14 protein-coding genes are annotated in these 16481 nt (G+C 37.6%); 2 read left to right on the top strand and 12 right to left on the bottom strand.

The window, feature by feature from the left end; translation table 11 throughout:
* Positions 1 to 42: 42 nt before the first annotated feature.
* The 7 genes from spoVID to hemA form a co-directional block, all read right to left on the bottom strand.
* Complete coding sequence (gene spoVID, locus MKX66_RS24960; RefSeq protein WP_170969887.1) at positions 43 to 1050, bottom strand: stage VI sporulation protein D; 1008 nt, start codon at positions 1048 to 1050, stop codon at positions 43 to 45.
* A 79-nt stretch (positions 1051 to 1129) separates the two neighbouring features.
* Positions 1130 to 2419, bottom strand: a complete 1290-nt coding sequence (gene hemL / locus MKX66_RS24955; protein WP_088293440.1) for a glutamate-1-semialdehyde 2,1-aminomutase — start codon at positions 2417 to 2419, stop codon at positions 1130 to 1132.
* Positions 2419 to 3408 (bottom strand): porphobilinogen synthase, encoded by a 990-nt coding sequence (gene hemB, locus MKX66_RS24950; protein ID WP_002015358.1) that lies wholly within the window; start codon positions 3406 to 3408, stop codon positions 2419 to 2421. The genes hemL and hemB overlap by 1 nt, the downstream gene beginning before the upstream one ends.
* A gap of 20 nt (positions 3409 to 3428) precedes the next feature.
* On the bottom strand, positions 3429 to 4181 hold the full coding sequence (gene hemD / locus MKX66_RS24945; RefSeq protein ID WP_002015357.1) for a uroporphyrinogen-III synthase: 753 nt from the start codon (positions 4179 to 4181) through the stop codon (positions 3429 to 3431).
* Positions 4182 to 4183: 2 nt separating this feature from the next.
* A complete protein-coding gene (hemC, locus tag MKX66_RS24940) occupies positions 4184 to 5113 on the bottom strand; it encodes a hydroxymethylbilane synthase (protein WP_002034194.1) in 930 nt (309 codons plus the stop codon).
* 15 nt (positions 5114 to 5128) lie between these two features.
* Positions 5129 to 5962, bottom strand: a complete 834-nt coding sequence (locus MKX66_RS24935; RefSeq protein ID WP_002015354.1) for a cytochrome c biogenesis protein — start codon at positions 5960 to 5962, stop codon at positions 5129 to 5131.
* Positions 5963 to 5979: 17 nt separating this feature from the next.
* Entirely contained in the window at positions 5980 to 7311 is a 1332-nt protein-coding gene (gene hemA / locus MKX66_RS24930; protein WP_002015353.1) for a glutamyl-tRNA reductase, read from the bottom strand.
* A gap of 418 nt (positions 7312 to 7729) precedes the next feature.
* Between hemA and MKX66_RS24925 the strand changes: the two genes are divergently transcribed.
* Positions 7730 to 8182 (top strand): MarR family winged helix-turn-helix transcriptional regulator, encoded by a 453-nt coding sequence (locus MKX66_RS24925; RefSeq protein WP_341087353.1) that lies wholly within the window; start codon positions 7730 to 7732, stop codon positions 8180 to 8182.
* A 2-nt stretch (positions 8183 to 8184) separates the two neighbouring features.
* The gene (locus MKX66_RS24920) at positions 8185 to 8601 is read left to right on the top strand and encodes an organic hydroperoxide resistance protein (protein ID WP_002015349.1); all 417 of its coding nucleotides are present in this window, start codon (positions 8185 to 8187) and stop codon (positions 8599 to 8601) included.
* 35 nt (positions 8602 to 8636) lie between these two features.
* Here the strand turns inward: MKX66_RS24920 and yihA are convergent, their stop codons facing one another.
* The 5 genes from yihA to tig all read right to left on the bottom strand — a co-directional run bounded on the left by yihA (position 8637) and on the right by tig (position 16324).
* On the bottom strand, positions 8637 to 9233 hold the full coding sequence (gene yihA / locus MKX66_RS24915) for a ribosome biogenesis GTP-binding protein YihA/YsxC (protein WP_002088829.1): 597 nt from the start codon (positions 9231 to 9233) through the stop codon (positions 8637 to 8639).
* On the bottom strand, positions 9230 to 11560 hold the full coding sequence (gene lon, locus MKX66_RS24910) for an endopeptidase La (RefSeq protein ID WP_193652390.1): 2331 nt from the start codon (positions 11558 to 11560) through the stop codon (positions 9230 to 9232). Before lon ends, yihA begins: the two co-directional genes overlap by 4 nt.
* A gap of 185 nt (positions 11561 to 11745) precedes the next feature.
* Positions 11746 to 13416: an ATP-dependent protease LonB gene (gene lonB, locus MKX66_RS24905; RefSeq protein WP_341087347.1), complete on the bottom strand. Its 1671-nt coding sequence runs from the start codon at positions 13414 to 13416 to the stop codon at positions 11746 to 11748.
* 106 nt (positions 13417 to 13522) lie between these two features.
* The gene (gene clpX / locus MKX66_RS24900) at positions 13523 to 14782 is read right to left on the bottom strand and encodes an ATP-dependent protease ATP-binding subunit ClpX (protein WP_000472285.1); all 1260 of its coding nucleotides are present in this window, start codon (positions 14780 to 14782) and stop codon (positions 13523 to 13525) included.
* 264 nt (positions 14783 to 15046) lie between these two features.
* Complete coding sequence (gene tig, locus MKX66_RS24895) at positions 15047 to 16324, bottom strand: trigger factor (RefSeq protein WP_002015345.1); 1278 nt, start codon at positions 16322 to 16324, stop codon at positions 15047 to 15049.
* Between the last annotated feature and the right edge of the window lie 157 nt (positions 16325 to 16481).

Here is a 16481-nt window from a genome sequence, read left to right as displayed (position 1 = left end):
CTTCTAGGAAAAGAAAAGAGGTGAGTGAAAAAACTCACTCACTTATTTCACTGTTGCTTTTGAAACAGGAATATATATAATTTGCCCTGTAGTTAAATATATATCTTCTGATTGATTTACACGATATAAGCTTTGTACAGTCGTTTCATAACGTTCTGCAACCGATTCAATTGTATCTCCTTCTTGTACGAAGTACATTCTTACCTTCGTAAATTCTTCTTCTGGTTCTTTCGTAAATAATTTCGTTAAATAAAGTGCATTTTCATCTCGCTGTGAATATGCTTCTTCCTCTGGCTCTTCCTGCTTTTTCGCTTTTTCTTTCTTGAAATTTTTCCGCCCGAACAATTCAAATTGTGGCGTCTTTTCTTGCTCCTCTTCACGCTCCACAAGTTCATGTTCTTCTAATTCCTCTTCTTCTATTTCTTGCTCTTTTCTTTCTTCTAACTGAAACGGCTCAAATGCATAATCTTCCCATCCATCTGATTCTTTATAGGCTGGTACCTCTTCGTGCGGTGCAGGTCTACTTTCATCTTCTTCAGCTGAATCAGCTTCCAACTCGGCATACACCGTCTCTTCCTCTTCATCCTCGGTTCTTTCTTCGTCACATAAACCTGTAATAGATATATCCGCTAATAGTTGTAAGCAACCATTTTCCTTTAATTCATAATCAAATTCCTCGATTGATACATATAATTCTTCAATTACTTTCACTCGATTTCTTGGAATTGATATTTCGAGCGGAAAGGAATGGACAAGCTCATTAACCCCGTCTGCCCTTGTTTCTACATAATCAATTGCCTTTGCTGGTGATAGCTCTCTTAACGAATAAGCTGAATCATCTTGCCTTGCAACGTACTCTCCCGTTAAATCTAATTGCCCCCTCACGATAACTTCATGATCGAGCTCCTCTATCTCAACGTCTGGATCTAACGAAATTGACAAAAGTTCTTCGACTTCCTGTCCCTTCTGGAACCAAACAGATTCTTTTAATGAAAATCGTAATGAATGATCTGTTGCCACTTCTTTTCCCCCTCCCAAACTATATGTCATTACAGATTTATGTTCCCTAAGGCTACTTTATGAATAAAAAAAATCGCTCCCCTAATGGAAAGCGATTTTCTCTAAGAAATTATGCTTTTAATTTTGACATTGCAATTTCGGCCGCCGCAATTGTCGCCTCAATATCTGCATCACTATGTGCTGTCGATAAGAATAAACCTTCAAATTGAGAAGGTGGTAAAAATACACCTTGTTCTACCATTTCACGATAGTAAGCTGCAAAGAATTCTAAGTTTGAAGATTTTGCTGCATCATAATTAATAACGTGCTCATCTGTAAAGAAAATACCAATCATAGAACCTGCACGATTAATGTGATGCGGGATATTATGCTTTTCAGCTGCCTTACGTAGTCCAGCCTCTAACATTTCTGCTTTACGCTCAAATTCCACATATGATTCTGGCGTTAACTGCACTAACGTTTCATAACCTGCTGTCATTGCAAGTGGATTACCCGATAATGTTCCAGCTTGGTAAATCGGTCCGCTTGGTGCAACTTGACGCATAATCTCTGCCTTCCCACCGTATGCTCCTACCGGCAAGCCACCACCGATTACTTTACCTAAACAAGTTAAGTCAGGAGTTACACCGTAGTAACCTTGTCCACAATTATAAGCAACACGGAATCCTGTCATTACTTCATCAAAAATAAGTAGTGCACCGTTTTGCTCTGTCACTTCACGAAGTCCTTCTAAAAACCCTGGTTGCGGGGGAACAACGCCCATATTCCCTGCCACTGGTTCTACAATTATACAAGCGATGTCATCACCGAATTGTTCGAAAGCATATTTTACACTTTCTAAATCGTTATACGCTACTGTAATCGTATTTTTCGCTACACCTTCTGGTACACCAGGGCTATCTGGTAAACCTAGCGTTGCTACACCCGAACCTGCTTTAATCAATAAAGAATCACCATGACCGTGATAACAACCAATGAATTTCAAAATTTTGTTACGTCCAGTGTAACCACGAGCTAAACGTAGTGCACTCATTGTCGCCTCTGTTCCAGAGTTAACCATACGCACAATCTCAATTGATGGTACACGCTCGATAACAAGCTGCGCTAATTTATTTTCAATTTCTGTTGGTGCACCAAAGCTTGTTCCTTTTTCAGCAACAGCTTTTAAAGCCTCAACAACACGATCATTCGCATGACCATGAATTAAAGGTCCCCACGATAATACGTAATCGATGTATTCATTCCCATCGATATCATATACTTTAGAGCCTTTTCCGCGCTCCATAAACAGCGGATTCATACCAACAGACTTAAAAGCACGAACAGGGCTGTTTACGCCTCCAGGCATTAAATTTTGAGCCTCTTCAAACGCCGCAATCGACTTATCAAATTTTTTCATTATTTAGCGCCTCCTTCTTGTAACCATCTTGCTGCATCTTTTGCATGATACGTAATAATCAAGTCTGCTCCTGCGCGTTTCATGCTAATTAATTTCTCAAGTACAACTTCTTTTTCATTAATCCAACCATTTTGTGCTGCTGCTTTAATCATCGAATATTCACCACTTACGTTATAAGCAACGACTGGTAAGTTAAAGTTATTTTTCACATCACGAACGATATCTAGATAAGAAAGAGCTGGCTTTACAATTAAGAAGTCGGCCCCTTCCATTACATCTGATTCTGCTTCACGGAATGCTTCCATACGGTTCGCTGGGTCCATTTGATATGTTTTACGGTCACCAAACTGCGGTGCACCGTGTGCTGCATCACGGAACGGTCCGTAAAATGCTGATGAATATTTCACAGCGTACGACATAACTGGTACGTGCGCGAAACCATTTTCATCTAATGCATGGCGAATTGCTGTTACAAATCCGTCCATCATGTTAGATGGTGCAATAATGTCTGCCCCTGCTTTCGCTTGACTTACAGCTGTTTTTGCAAGAGCTGCAAGAGACTCATCATTTAAAATAACGCCATCTTCAATAACACCGCAATGACCATGGCTTGTGAATTGACATAAACATGTATCTGCAACTACTACTAGCTCTGGGAACTCATCTTTAATTTGCTTAATTGCACGCTGTACAATTCCATGCTCACAATATGCCGATGATCCAACTTCGTCCTTTTCAGCAGGTAAACCAAATACAATAACAGAACGAATGCCTAAATCAACGACCTCTTGCATTTCAGCTTGCAATAAATCTAAAGACATTTGATATACGCCTGGCATAGAAGGAACTTCATTACGAGTATTTTCTCCTTCTAATACAAAAATAGGGTAAATAAAATCTTCTGTATGTAAAAATGTTTCACGTACAAGCGCACGCATGCCCCCGCTTTGTCTTAAACGACGATGACGATTAAATTGTAAAGAATTCATAGATTTCTATCCCCATTCTTTTATTTTATAGATTCACAAATGCATTGTAGTAATGCTTCTACAGTGTACTCTTTTGGCACAATAACATGTGGAAAATAGAGGTTCGCCTCTTTTTCCGTAATAGGCCCTATACAAGCAATTGTACATTTTTTCGTCCATTCTCTCCAGTTTGTACCCTCAAGTAAACGAACAAAACTATCAACAGTTGAAGGGCTCGTAAATGTAATAATATTTACTTCCCCTAATTTCAATGCTGTTATAAGTTCTTGTTTTTTCTCTACATTCACCTTCGTACCATATACAATTAACTCATCTAGAAAAACACCAAACTCCCTAAGTTTAACCGGGATTACATCTCTTGCTAAATTCCCTTTCGGAAATAAAATACGCTCGTTTCCACTTAATTCTTTTAGAAACTCTTCGGCAAATGTTTCTGCAACAAATGCAGTGGGAACAAACTCTACTTGATAGCCTCGCTTTTCTAACTCTAACTTTGTTTTCACGCCTACTGCAGCAATTTTAATCGGTCCGGGGAGCTTCTTTCTCAAACTATCTAGAAAAAAAGCTACACCATTTTTACTCGTGAAAATAACCCAGTCATACGAATGTAGCTGCCCTGCTATATGTTGAATTTGCCTATGAGACGTACCTTCCATACGCAAAAGCGGAATTTCCAATGGAATTCCGCTCCTTTCTTTCACTGCTACACTCATTTGTTTCGCTTGGTGCTGGGCACGTGTAATCAATACTGTTTTGCCAGCGAGAGCGTTCATATTTATTGTTGCTCCTTATTTGCAGCAAGGATGAGCTCTTTTGCTCCTTGTTTAATTAAACGGTCCGCAGCCTCTAATCCAACTTGCTTCGGATCATTACCTACTACTATCTCTTTCAATAAAACAGAACCGTCCATAGAACCGACAAGCGCTGTTAATTCGATTGCATCATTTTCTTTAAGAGTTGCATATCCAGCGATTGGAACTTGGCATCCACCTTCAAGTTTATGAAGAAATACTCGTTCAGCAGCCACTGTTCTTTCTGTTACTGCATCATTAATATGCGCTAACAACTGAAGTAAATCCGTATCATCCTCACGACATTCAATCGCTAATGCACCTTGTCCTACGGCTGGTACACATAACGTTTCATCTAAATGTTCTGTAATAACTTCTCCGTCCCAGCCCATTCTCTGTAATCCAGCTGTCGCTAAAATAATTGCATCGTAATCTTCATCTTTTAACTTACGTAAGCGTGTATCGATATTCCCGCGAATCCATTTCACTTGTAAATCTGGTCTCGCAGCTAGTAGTTGTGCACTACGTCTCAAACTACTCGTTCCTAAGATCGCGCCTTCTGCTAAGTCTTTAAACGATTCTCCGTTTTTAGAAATAAAAGCATCACGAGGGTCAACGCGCTTTGGCGTACAACCAATCGTTAATCCATCTGGAAGTACAGCTGGCATATCTTTCATACTATGTACAGCCATATCAATTTCTTTCGTAAGTAACGCATGTTCAATTTCCTTTACAAATAAACCTTTTCCGCCTACTTTTGAAAGAGTAACATCTAAAATAACATCACCTTTTGTGACGATTTCTTTCACTTCAAATTCATATGGTAAACCAAGCGCTTTTAATTGATCAATAAACCAATTAGTTTGTGTTAATGCTAGTTTACTCTTTCGTGAACCTACAATAATTTTGCGCATAATTCTCTCTCCTCATTATAAATACCAAAAGTGGAAATTAGATAAACTGCTTAATAGAAAAATGTTAACTAGCATTACGAGAAATGCCCCGATATTCCACTGCACAATTTTCTTACCTTGCAACACATCTGCTGCTCGTAAATATAAGCCCACGCAATATACAAATAGAACGACAAAAGACCCAATTACTTTCGTATCATACCAATGGAAATTATCCAATTTTGTATATCCCCATATGCATCCTAATATAATTGCTAATAAGAAAAACGGAACAGAAAATAAATTTAATCCGTAAGACATAGATTCAAGCTTCGGCAAATTTCCTAATCTTCTTAATCTCGCATTCCACTTTTTCTTTTTTAATAGTCGGTATTGCAATAAATACATAATAGAAAAAATAAACGATACAGTAAACGTTGCATAAGAAATAATCGCCATACCGACATGCACGTATACAAGTTCTGAAACTAATTGCTCTGCAAGTACTGGCGACATCTTTCCGAGCGGTGTAAAAATAGAAAAAGCGCTTACGCCAAATGCTACAACATTTGTAAAAAAGACTAAAAAGTCAATACGCATAAATCGATTAATGACTAATGACATCGTAATCAATAACCAAACATAAAAATAAATCCCTGATAATAAAGTTAAAATAGGATTCGTTTCTGAATCTGTAGCCCTAAGCAACATAAAGATAGACTGCAGAACCCATACAATCGAAAGTAACCAAAAAGCAAAGCGGTTCGCCTTTCGGTTACTTTGGAAATAATCTATAAAATATAAACTAATGCTACAAGCATATAAAATAATTGCAATATGATAAATAATACTGTTATTTAAAAAACTCATCCGATCATCCTTCCAAGTTATAAAGATGGAACGGATGGTGTCCACGCTCTTTTATGTTCTACTTCTTCCGTATTTCCCGCTTCTTCCACTTCTAAATCAAAAATCTTCGCAAATAAAGCTAATTTTTCGCCAGCTCCCTCTTCAACAGCTAATTCTTTAGCTACTAAAATTGGGTCTTTTAACAATTGGTTAATAATACTTTTCGTATGTTTACTAATTACTTTTTTCTCACGATCACTAAGGTTTGGTATTTTTCGCTCAAGACTTTCCATCGTATCACTTTGAATTGCTAGCGCTTTATCACGAAGAGCTGATATTAACGGTACAACACCTAGCGTACTTAACCACGTTTTAAATAAAACCATTTCTTCTTCAATCATAAATTGAATTTTCTCTGCTTCTTTTAAACGTTCAGCACGGTTTGCTTCAACTACACCTTGCAGATCGTCGATATCATATAAGAAAGAGCCTTCTAATTCATCAATCGCCGGATCAATATCACGTGGTACTGCAATATCAACCATAAATAACGGACGACCAGAGCGCATTCTCTCTACTTTTGTCATCATTTCTTTCGTAATGACATATTCTGATGCACCCGTTGAACTAATTAAAATATCCGCTTCTAATAATGCACATTGCAATTCACTTAAAGGCTTTGCATGTCCCATATATTTCTCAGCCATCACTTCCGCTTTCGTAAGCGTCCTATTCATAACCGTTACTTTACGAGCTCCACTTCCGTATAAGTTTTGCAGTGCAAGTTCACCCATCTTACCCGCACCAAGAATAAGTACATGACAATCCGTTAAATCGCCAAATATTTTCTTTCCGAGCTCAACAGCAGCATAACTAACAGACATCGCACTTTCACCAATCGTTGTTTCTGAGTGCGCACGTTTTGCTAACGTAACCACTTGCTTAAACAACTCATTAAAAATTGTACCTGTCGCTTTTACTTGTTGTGCTTCTAAAAAGCTATCTTTTATTTGACCTAAAATTTGCGTCTCTCCAACAACCATAGAATCCAAACCGCACGTTACGCGGAATAAATGATCTATTGCGCCATCTTGTTCAAAAATAGACAAGTATGGTGCGACTTCTTCTATTTCAAGCTGAAACCAATCAGCTAAAAACTTCTTAATGTAATACCGTCCCGTGTGTAATTGATCGACAACAGCGTAAATCTCAGTGCGATTACAAGTTGATACAATGACATTTTCTAGCACGCTCTTTTGGTTTTGTAATATAGTCATTGCTTGCTCTAGCTCTGCTGCCTGAAATGTGAGTTTCTCACGAAATTCTACAGGGGCTGTTCGATAATTTACACTAACAACAAGAATATGCACGCAGCATGTCCCCCTTCACCCGTTTTATCACTTTATCTACTATCATAATACAACTTTCCTCTTATGAATCTGACAATCGTGTGAACAACTGATTATTTTTTATTTATTCTCCATATGTAATAAAGGAGCTTCAGTAAGATTAATAAAGAACTTTCTACTTTATAATAATTATAAAATAATAACTCTATTTGTACGTTACCAAAAAAAGTCCTCATAATCAAGTGATGGAAACTATTCCATATTAATTATAACATCATCTTTTCTATCTTCTTTCATCATGAAGGAAAATATGTATGATTGTTCCAAAATATAGTACTCACTTTCTCGATGCAATGCATTTGACATTGTATTTCTTTTTCGTTATATTGGTTTTACAAAATTAAATTGTGCACAATTTAAAAATTACAAGGAGTTGCCTATGAAAGAAAATCCTTTGCATCTAGATAACCAACTTTGTTTTTCTATTTACGCTTGTTCTAGAGAGGTTACCCGTTTTTACCGCCCCTATTTAGAAGAAATGGGCATTACGTATCCCCAGTACATTACTTTACTCGTACTCTGGGAACAAGACGGACTAACAGTAAAAGAAATTGGAAAACGTCTATTTTTAGATTCTGGTACTTTAACACCTATGTTAAAACGTATGGAATCATTAAAACTTGTACAACGTGTTCGTTCAAAAGAAGACGAGCGAAAAGTTTGTATTGAATTAACAGAACAAGGTAAAGATTTAAAAGAAATAGCTTGTTCATTACCAACAACGATGGCTACAAATTTAGGAATTACAGAGCAAGAATATCATTCTTTATTAATCCAATTAAACACATTAATTGAAACAATGAAAAAAATTAATGACAGAAAAGGGGAATAAACATGGATAAATTATATACTGCTTCAGTAACAGCAACAGGTGGAAGAAACGGTAAGGTAGTTTCAGATGATGGCATATTAAATCTTGATGTAAAAATGCCAAAAGCACTAGGTGGCGCAGGCGGAGAAGCAACAAATCCAGAACAATTATTTGCAGCTGGTTATGCAGCTTGCTTTGATAGTGCATTACAACTTGTAATTCGTACAAAACGTATGAAGGTGGAAAGTACAGAAGTGACTGCACACGTTTCTATCGGTAAAGATACAGATGGTGGTTTCGGACTATCTGCTGTACTTGACGTACATGTTGCTGGTGTTTCTCATGCCGAAGCACAAGAACTTGTAGAAGCCGCTCACGGTGTATGTCCTTACTCTAAAGCAACAAGAGGAAATATTGAAGTTACATTAAACGTACGCTAAAAGTTTAGTAAATAAAAAAAAACGCGCGACATTCGTCACGCGTTTTTTGTTTTTGTCATTTTATGAATTGCTTTCCATGCTTCTTCTTTTCCAAGTCCTGTTTCAGAAGAGAATAGAACGATTTCATCGCCAATTTCAACAGCAAGCGTTTCTTTTACAACTTTTAAATGCTTTTGCCATTTCCCTTTCGGAATTTTATCGGCTTTCGTTGCAATAATAATTGTTGGGATTTCATAATGCTTTAAGAAATCATACATCATAATGTCATCTTTTGTTGGTTGGTGACGTAAATCAACTACTAATACAGCTGCGTCTAATTGCGTACGTGTTGTAAAGTAAGTTTCAATCATTCTGCCCCATGCCGCGCGCTCTGTTTTAGATACTTTCGCATATCCATAACCTGGAACGTCAACAAAATGCATCATTTCATTGATTAAGAAAAAGTTCAGCGTTTGCGTTTTTCCTGGTTTAGAAGAAATACGTACTAACTTTTTACGATTTAAAATTTTATTAATAAAGGAAGACTTCCCGACATTAGAACGACCTGCTAAGGCAATTTCTGGTAAATCACTGTCTGGATATTGTTCCGGTTTAACGGCACTAATTACAATATCTGCTTTTGTTACTTTCATTGTTTCACTCCTACTAATGCGTGCTCCAATACTTCGTCTAAATGAGATGCAAGCACAAACGTAAGGTTTTCTTTTACGCTCTCTGGAATATCATCTAAATCTTTCTCATTTTCCGCCGGTAAAATAATTTTTGTTAATCCCGCGCGGTGAGCACTTAATGTTTTTTCTTTCAAACCACCAATCGGTAATACACGACCACGAAGTGTAATTTCACCTGTCATACCAACTTCTTTACTTACAGGAATACCCGTTAGTGCAGAAATAAGTGCCGTTGCCATCGTAATACCTGCTGACGGTCCATCTTTTGGAACTGCTCCTTCTGGAACATGAATATGAATATCGTTTTTCTCATGGAAATCCGGATCAATATGAAGTTCTTCTGCACGAGAACGAATATAGCTAAACGCGGCTTGTGCGGATTCTTTCATAACATCCCCAAGTTTCCCTGTTAAAATTAATTTCCCTTTTCCTGGCGCTACAGACACTTCAATTGCAAGTGTATCGCCGCCCGCTGCTGTGTAAGCTAAACCTGTTGCCATACCAACTTGGTCTGTTTTTTCAGCTTGACCATAACGGAATATATGCTTACCAAGTAAATCAACAATATTTTTCTCTGTTACAACAATGCGCTTGCGTTCTGCTGTAACGATAATTTTTGCTGCTTTACGGCAAACTTTTGCAATTTGACGCTCTAACGTACGAACACCAGCCTCGCGTGTATAATAACGAATAATTTCAAGAAGCGCTTCATCACGTACTTGCAAATTACCTTTTCGCAAACCGTGCTCTTTTAATTGTTTCGGCAATAAATGCTCACGAGCAATGTGCACCTTTTCAAGTTCTGTATAACCAGCAATTGAAATGATTTCCATACGGTCAAGCAATGGGCCCGGAACACTTGCAAGTGTATTAGCAGTTGCAACGAACATAACTTTCGATAAATCATATGGCTCTTCAATGTAATGATCACTGAAGTTATGGTTTTGTTCTGGATCTAACACTTCAAGTAACGCTGCTGATGGGTCTCCCCTGAAATCGTTAGACATTTTATCAATCTCATCTAATAAGAAGACTGGATTAACTGTTTTCGCCTTTTTCATACCTTGAATAATACGTCCTGGCATCGCTCCTACATACGTACGACGGTGACCACGAATTTCAGATTCATCACGCACACCACCAAGAGAAACACGTACAAAATTACGGTTTAACGATGTTGCAATAGAACGTGCTAACGAAGTTTTCCCAACCCCAGGAGGTCCTACTAGACAAAGAATTGGCCCTTTTAATGAATTCGTTAACTTCTGTACAGCTAAATATTCAAGTACTCGCTCTTTCACTTTTTCAAGACCGTAATGATCTTTATTTAAAATTTCTTCCGAATGAGTGAGGTCAATCATATCCTCTGTTGCTGTTGTCCAAGGGAGAGCTAATAACCAATCAATATAATTATGAATGACACCACTCTCAGCAGAACTTACAGGTAATTTTTCATAACGATCTAATTCTTTCAGTGCAGCCCTCATTGTTTCTTCAGGCATTCCCGACTGTTCAATTTTCTCACGAAGTTCTTCAACTTCCCCGCCCTTGCCTTCTTTATCACCAAGTTCAGTTTGAATCGCCTTCATTTGCTCACGTAAGAAATATTCTTTTTGCGTGCGCTCCATTGAACGTTTCACTTTTTGTCCAATTTTCTTTTCTAGGCTAAGTAACTCTTGTTCATCTTGAATAATTGAAATAAGTGTATGTAGTCGCTCTTTCACAGATACAATCTCTAAAATCTCTTGTTTCTGCTTCGTTTTAATCGGTAAGTGAGAAGCAATTAAATCAGCTAGTCTTCCCGGTTCTTCTACATCAGCTACCGTTGCAAATGTTTCATTTGAAACTTTTTTCGAAACTTTAATATATTGTTCGAAATGCTCCAGTAACGTACGCATAAGAGCCTTCTCTTCTAAATCATCTTCTACTTCTTCCGTTACCGTTTTAATAGAAACTTGCACTATATTTTCTTCTTCGATAAACTCTACTACTTCTGCTCTATGTAAACCTTCTACAAGGACACGAAGCGTACCGTTCGGCAATTTTAACATTTGCTTCACTTTCGCCACTGTACCTACACTATATATGTCATCTTCTTTCGGATCGTCGATATTCATTTCTTTTTGCATTGCTAAAAAGATGATATTTTCATCCATTGCCGCCTGCTCTAGTGCTTGTATCGATTTATCACGTCCTACATCAAGATGCAGAACCATCGTTGGATATACGAGAATGCCTCTTAATGGTAGGAGGGGCACAATTCTTTCATTCGTATTCATACTAGACATAGCACCTCCATAATAAATTAAACTCCTGTTCAACTATTTTATATTACAATACATCTAGATGCAATTGCAGAGATTCTTCGCAATTGTTAATCCCCTGTTTTTTTGTGCCTCACGAAAAGAAAAAAGACTCCGCTTAAGCATACAAACTTAAACGAAGTCTGGCAAATTTTTATTATTGTATATTCTCACATTGATTGTGCATCTGTTTCGCCCAAATCATTATGTGCATCAAGCTCACGATGCATATTTTCCTGCATAAATGTTAATTCAAATACTTCTTTTAATTTGCGAACAGGAATGATCTCAATTCCCTTTATTGTATACAAAAATGGTTGCATGTTTTCAGCCGGAATGATGACTTTCTTAGCTCCCGCTTTTTTCGCAGCTTTTATTTTTGCGTACACACCACCAATAGGCTTCACTTCTCCGTGGATACTTATCTCACCTGTCATCGCTACTTCATTATTCACATACGTACGATGCACTGCTGAATATACACCTGTTGCCATAGCAATACCTGCTGAAGGACCATCAATCGGGATACCACCAGGAAAATTAATATGTATATCATACCCTTCTGGCAACACATCTAGAGAACGAAGTACTGTTAACACATTATCAACAGAACCTTTCGCCATACTTTTACGGCGGATTGATTTCGTTTGATTTCCAATACTTTCCTCTTCTACAATTCCAGTGACATTTACTGATCCTTTATCTTTCGCAGGAATAGCTGTTACCTCAATTTCTAATAACGCACCTGTATTCGGCCCATATACAGCAAGCCCGTTCACAAGACCGATTCTCGGAATTGGATAAATACGTTTTTCGTACTTTGGTGTAAGCTGACTAGAATGAACAACCCACTCAATATCTTCATCTTTAATGAAAGGTCGTTCTTCATTTATCGCCATACCAGCAGAAATTTGCACGAGATTAATTGCTTCTCGCCCATTTCTTGCATACATCCCAATCATTTCGATACCGTTCTCACCTACTTGCATCTCCACTTTGTCAGCTGCATTTTTCGCTACTTTTTGAATTTCTTCTGTATCTAACTCACGGAAGAACACTTCTAAACAACGCGACCTAATTGCAGGAGGAATTTCCTCTGGTGAACGTGTCGTTGCACCAACTAAACGAAAATCTGCAGGTAAACCTTTTTGAAAAATATCATGTATATACGTTGGAATCATCGAATTTTCTTCACTATAATACGCACTTTCCAAAAACACTTTCCGATCTTCTAACACTTTTAGCATTTTATTCATTTGAATTGGATGTAATTCACCAATCTCATCAATGAACAAAATACCACCATGCGCATCTGTTACAGCCCCTTTTTTCGGTTGCGGGATACCCGCTTGTCCCATTGCACCTGCTCCTTGATAAATAGGATCATGCACTGAACCAATTAATGGATCCGCAATACCACGCTCATCAAACCTAGCTGTCGTCGCATCAAGTTCGATAAATGTTGCATTTGTACGAAATGGAGATTTCGGATTTCGTTTCGCTTCTTCTAATACAAGGCGTGCTGCCGCTGTCTTTCCGACACCTGGCGGACCGTATATGATCACATGTTGCGGATTAGGACCACAAAGAGCCGCTTTTAACGACTTAATCCCGTCTTCTTGCCCTACAATGTCTATAAAGGATGTAGGACGTACCTTTTCCGCAAGCGGCTCTGTTAAAGAAACCTCACGCATTTTACGAAGCTGCTCTAATTCTTTTTTCGATTCTCGATCAATTGAAACTTTTTGTGTTCGCTGATTTCGAAGTAAATGCCAAAAATACAATCCGACAATTACGCCAAAAACAAGTTGAACAAGTAAAAATATATTTGTCCAGCTCATAATTCATTTCCTCCCGCTATGTTTTACCTTTTAGTATTTCCTGGGAGGAATAGTGCTAAACATAAAGAAAAACAGCAATTATAAAAATTGCTGTTTCTTCTTCGCATTATGCAGATGTTTTTGTATCAAGTACAGTACCGTCTTGTAACACCAATTTCGGCGGTTCATTATCAGCTACTGTTTCTTTCGTAAGAATACACTTCTCGATATCTTTGCGAGATGGAAGTTCGAACATTACATCAAGCATCAAGCCTTCAATAATAGAACGAAGTCCACGAGCACCTGTTTTACGTTCAATTGCTTTTTTCGCAATCTCAACTAGTGCACCTTCTTCAAACTCTAACTCAACATCGTCAAGCTCCAATAATTTTTGGAATTGCTTAACAAGTGCATTTTTCGGTTTAGTTAAAATATCTACAAGAGCATCTTCATCAAGCGGCTCTAGGTTCGCAATAACTGGAAGACGACCGATAAACTCCGGAATTAAACCGAATCTTAAAAGATCCTCTGGTAAAACGTGAGATAAAACATGCTTCTCATTTACATCAGCATTTTTCTTCTCAGCACCAAATCCAATTACTTTCTCACCAAGGCGACGTTTAATAATAGGCTCGATGCCATCAAACGCTCCACCACAAATGAATAGGATGTTCGTTGTATCAATTTGAATAAACTCTTGATGCGGGTGCTTACGACCACCTTGAGGTGGAACGCTCGCTACAGTACCTTCTAAAATTTTCAGAAGTGCCTGCTGTACACCTTCACCAGATACATCACGTGTAATTGATGGATTTTCGGACTTACGTGCCACTTTATCAATCTCATCAATATAAATAATTCCTTTTTCCGCTTTTTCTACATCGTAATCAGCCGCTTGAATTAGTTTTAGTAAGATGTTTTCTACATCTTCCCCAACGTATCCAGCTTCTGTTAAAGATGTTGCGTCCGCGATTGCAAATGGAACATTTAAAATACGCGCTAATGTTTGTGCCAATAATGTTTTACCACTACCAGTTGGCCCAATAAGTGAAATATTACTCTTCGCTAATTCTACATCATCAATTTTGCTGTTAGAATTAATGCGTTTGTAATGGTTATATACCGCTACTGCTAGTGCTTTTTTCGCGTTATCTTGTCCGATGACATACTCATCTAAGATTTCACGAATTTCTACCGGTTTCGGTACATCTTTGAATTCTACTTCTTCGTCCTTCGCAAGCTCCTCTTGTACAATTTCAGTACAAAGCTCGATACACTCGTCACAAATGTAAACACCTGGACCTGCAACTAACTTTCGAACTTGCGTTTGTGTTTTACCACAGAAAGAACATTTTAATTGACCTTTTTCATCATTAAATTTAAACATATTTTCACACCCCTTACAAAGTGCTAACCTCTTGCCTTCGTATGTACACGATAAATGTATCGTATGTAAATACATATTATGTCACTACGTAGCGAGAAATACAAATAATATGACTAGTTATGTACAAATAAAAAAATTTTAAAACTCTTGAAATATGTATATTCGACTTACAAAGGCACTTTTCCTTCTTCATCGAAAAGTTTTATAAATATATTTCTATATTTATAAAACAAGGCACGATTAAAATCGCGCCTTGTTATTTTATTATGCAGCGTTGTCTACTAAGAAGTCTACAGCTTTACGCACTTTAAGATCTTCAGATAAAGCGTCTACGCTTCCAAGAGCTTGCTTGATAGCGTCTACTGGCATACCGTACATTTCAGCCATTTTTTCAACTTCTGCAGTTACTTCTTCTTCAGTAACTTCGATGTTTTCAGCTTCAATGATAGCTTCAAGAACAAGATTGATTCTTACACGTTTTTGTGCATCCTCTTTCATTTGCTCTTTTAATTTGTCAGCGTCAGTACCTGTGAATTGGTAGTAAAGCTCAAGGTTCATACCTTGTTGGCTTAAACGTTGCTCGAATTCACGAACCATACGATCTAACTCAGTGTCGATCATAGCTTCTGGAATGTCGATTTCAGCGTTAGCAGCAGCTAATTCTACTACTTCGTCACGTACTTTGTGCTCAGCTTCGTGCTTTTTGCCTTCTTCTAAGTTTGTACGAAGTTTTGTTTTTAATTCATCAAGAGTTGCAACTTCTTCGTCAGCATCTTTAGCGAACTCGTCGTTTAACTCAGGAAGTTCTTTTGTTTTGATTTCGTGAATTGTTACTTTGAATGTTGCTGGTTTACCAGCTAATTCAGCAGCATGGTACTCTTCTGGGAATGATACTTCAACTTCTTTAGAATCACCAGATTTAAGACCAATTACTTGCTCTTCGAAACCTGGGATGAAAGTACCAGAACCGATTGCAAGAGAATAGTTTTCGCCTTTTCCGCCTTCAAATGCTTCGCCATCAACGAAACCTTCGAAGTCGATTACAGCTGTATCACCATCTGCAGCAGTTCCGTCTTCTTTAACAACTAGTTCAGCTTGACGCTCTTGTAAAGCTTTTACTTCGTTCTCTACATCCTCGTCAGTTACAGTTGTTTCAACTTTTTCTACCGCTAAACCTTTGTAATCACCTAATTTAACTTCAGGTTTTACAGTAACTTTTGCAGTGAAAATTAAGTTTTGGCCTTTTTCGAATTTCTCGATGTCAATCTCAGGATGAGCAACTGGGAAGATACCAGCTTCATCGATTGCTTCACCGTATGCTTTTGGTAAGATGATATCTAAAGCATCTTGGTATAAAGATTCAATACCAAAGCGTTGTTCGAATAATGGACGAGGCATTTTTCCTTTACGGAAACCTGGTACATTAATTGTTTTTACTACTTTTTTGAATGCAGCGTCGATAGAGTTATTTACTTCTTTAGCATCAACTTCGATTGTTAAAACGCCAACGTTACCTTCTAATTTTTCCCATTTTGTAGACATTTATTCTTTCCCTCCAACTATAATAATGTATGCACATACCTCTATAGATCAAAATTTTTATTATCTCTTTCTTGAAATAACAAATGTACAAATAACCCTCTAGCAAAAAGCTTTCAGATACAATGTTCCAATCTACTAATTGTCTAAAAGACAACTA

This window comes from Bacillus sp. FSL R9-9530 (genome assembly GCF_038008145.1).
Taxonomy (GTDB): domain Bacteria; phylum Bacillota; class Bacilli; order Bacillales; family Bacillaceae_G; genus Bacillus_A; species Bacillus_A mycoides.
The sequence above is the reverse complement of the archived record's forward strand: the minus strand, read 5'-3'. Positions and strand labels throughout refer to the sequence as shown.

Coding starts and splice junctions, on each gene's coding strand:
- spoVID (WP_170969887.1), bottom strand. CDS start 1,050: ATGACATATAGTTTGGGAGGGGGAAAAGAAGTGGCAACAGATCATTCA.
- hemL (WP_088293440.1), bottom strand. CDS start 2,419: ATGAAAAAATTTGATAAGTCGATTGCGGCGTTTGAAGAGGCTCAAAAT.
- hemB (WP_002015358.1), bottom strand. CDS start 3,408: ATGAATTCTTTACAATTTAATCGTCATCGTCGTTTAAGACAAAGCGGG.
- hemD (WP_002015357.1), bottom strand. CDS start 4,181: ATGAACGCTCTCGCTGGCAAAACAGTATTGATTACACGTGCCCAGCAC.
- hemC (WP_002034194.1), bottom strand. CDS start 5,113: ATGCGCAAAATTATTGTAGGTTCACGAAAGAGTAAACTAGCATTAACA.
- MKX66_RS24935 (WP_002015354.1), bottom strand. CDS start 5,962: ATGAGTTTTTTAAATAACAGTATTATTTATCATATTGCAATTATTTTA.
- MKX66_RS24925 (WP_341087353.1), top strand. CDS start 7,730: ATGAAAGAAAATCCTTTGCATCTAGATAACCAACTTTGTTTTTCTATT.
- MKX66_RS24920 (WP_002015349.1), top strand. CDS start 8,185: ATGGATAAATTATATACTGCTTCAGTAACAGCAACAGGTGGAAGAAAC.
- yihA (WP_002088829.1), bottom strand. CDS start 9,233: ATGAAAGTAACAAAAGCAGATATTGTAATTAGTGCCGTTAAACCGGAA.
- lon (WP_193652390.1), bottom strand. CDS start 11,560: ATGTCTAGTATGAATACGAATGAAAGAATTGTGCCCCTCCTACCATTA.
- lonB (WP_341087347.1), bottom strand. CDS start 13,416: ATGAGCTGGACAAATATATTTTTACTTGTTCAACTTGTTTTTGGCGTA.
- clpX (WP_000472285.1), bottom strand. CDS start 14,782: ATGTTTAAATTTAATGATGAAAAAGGTCAATTAAAATGTTCTTTCTGT.
- tig (WP_002015345.1), bottom strand. CDS start 16,324: ATGTCTACAAAATGGGAAAAATTAGAAGGTAACGTTGGCGTTTTAACA.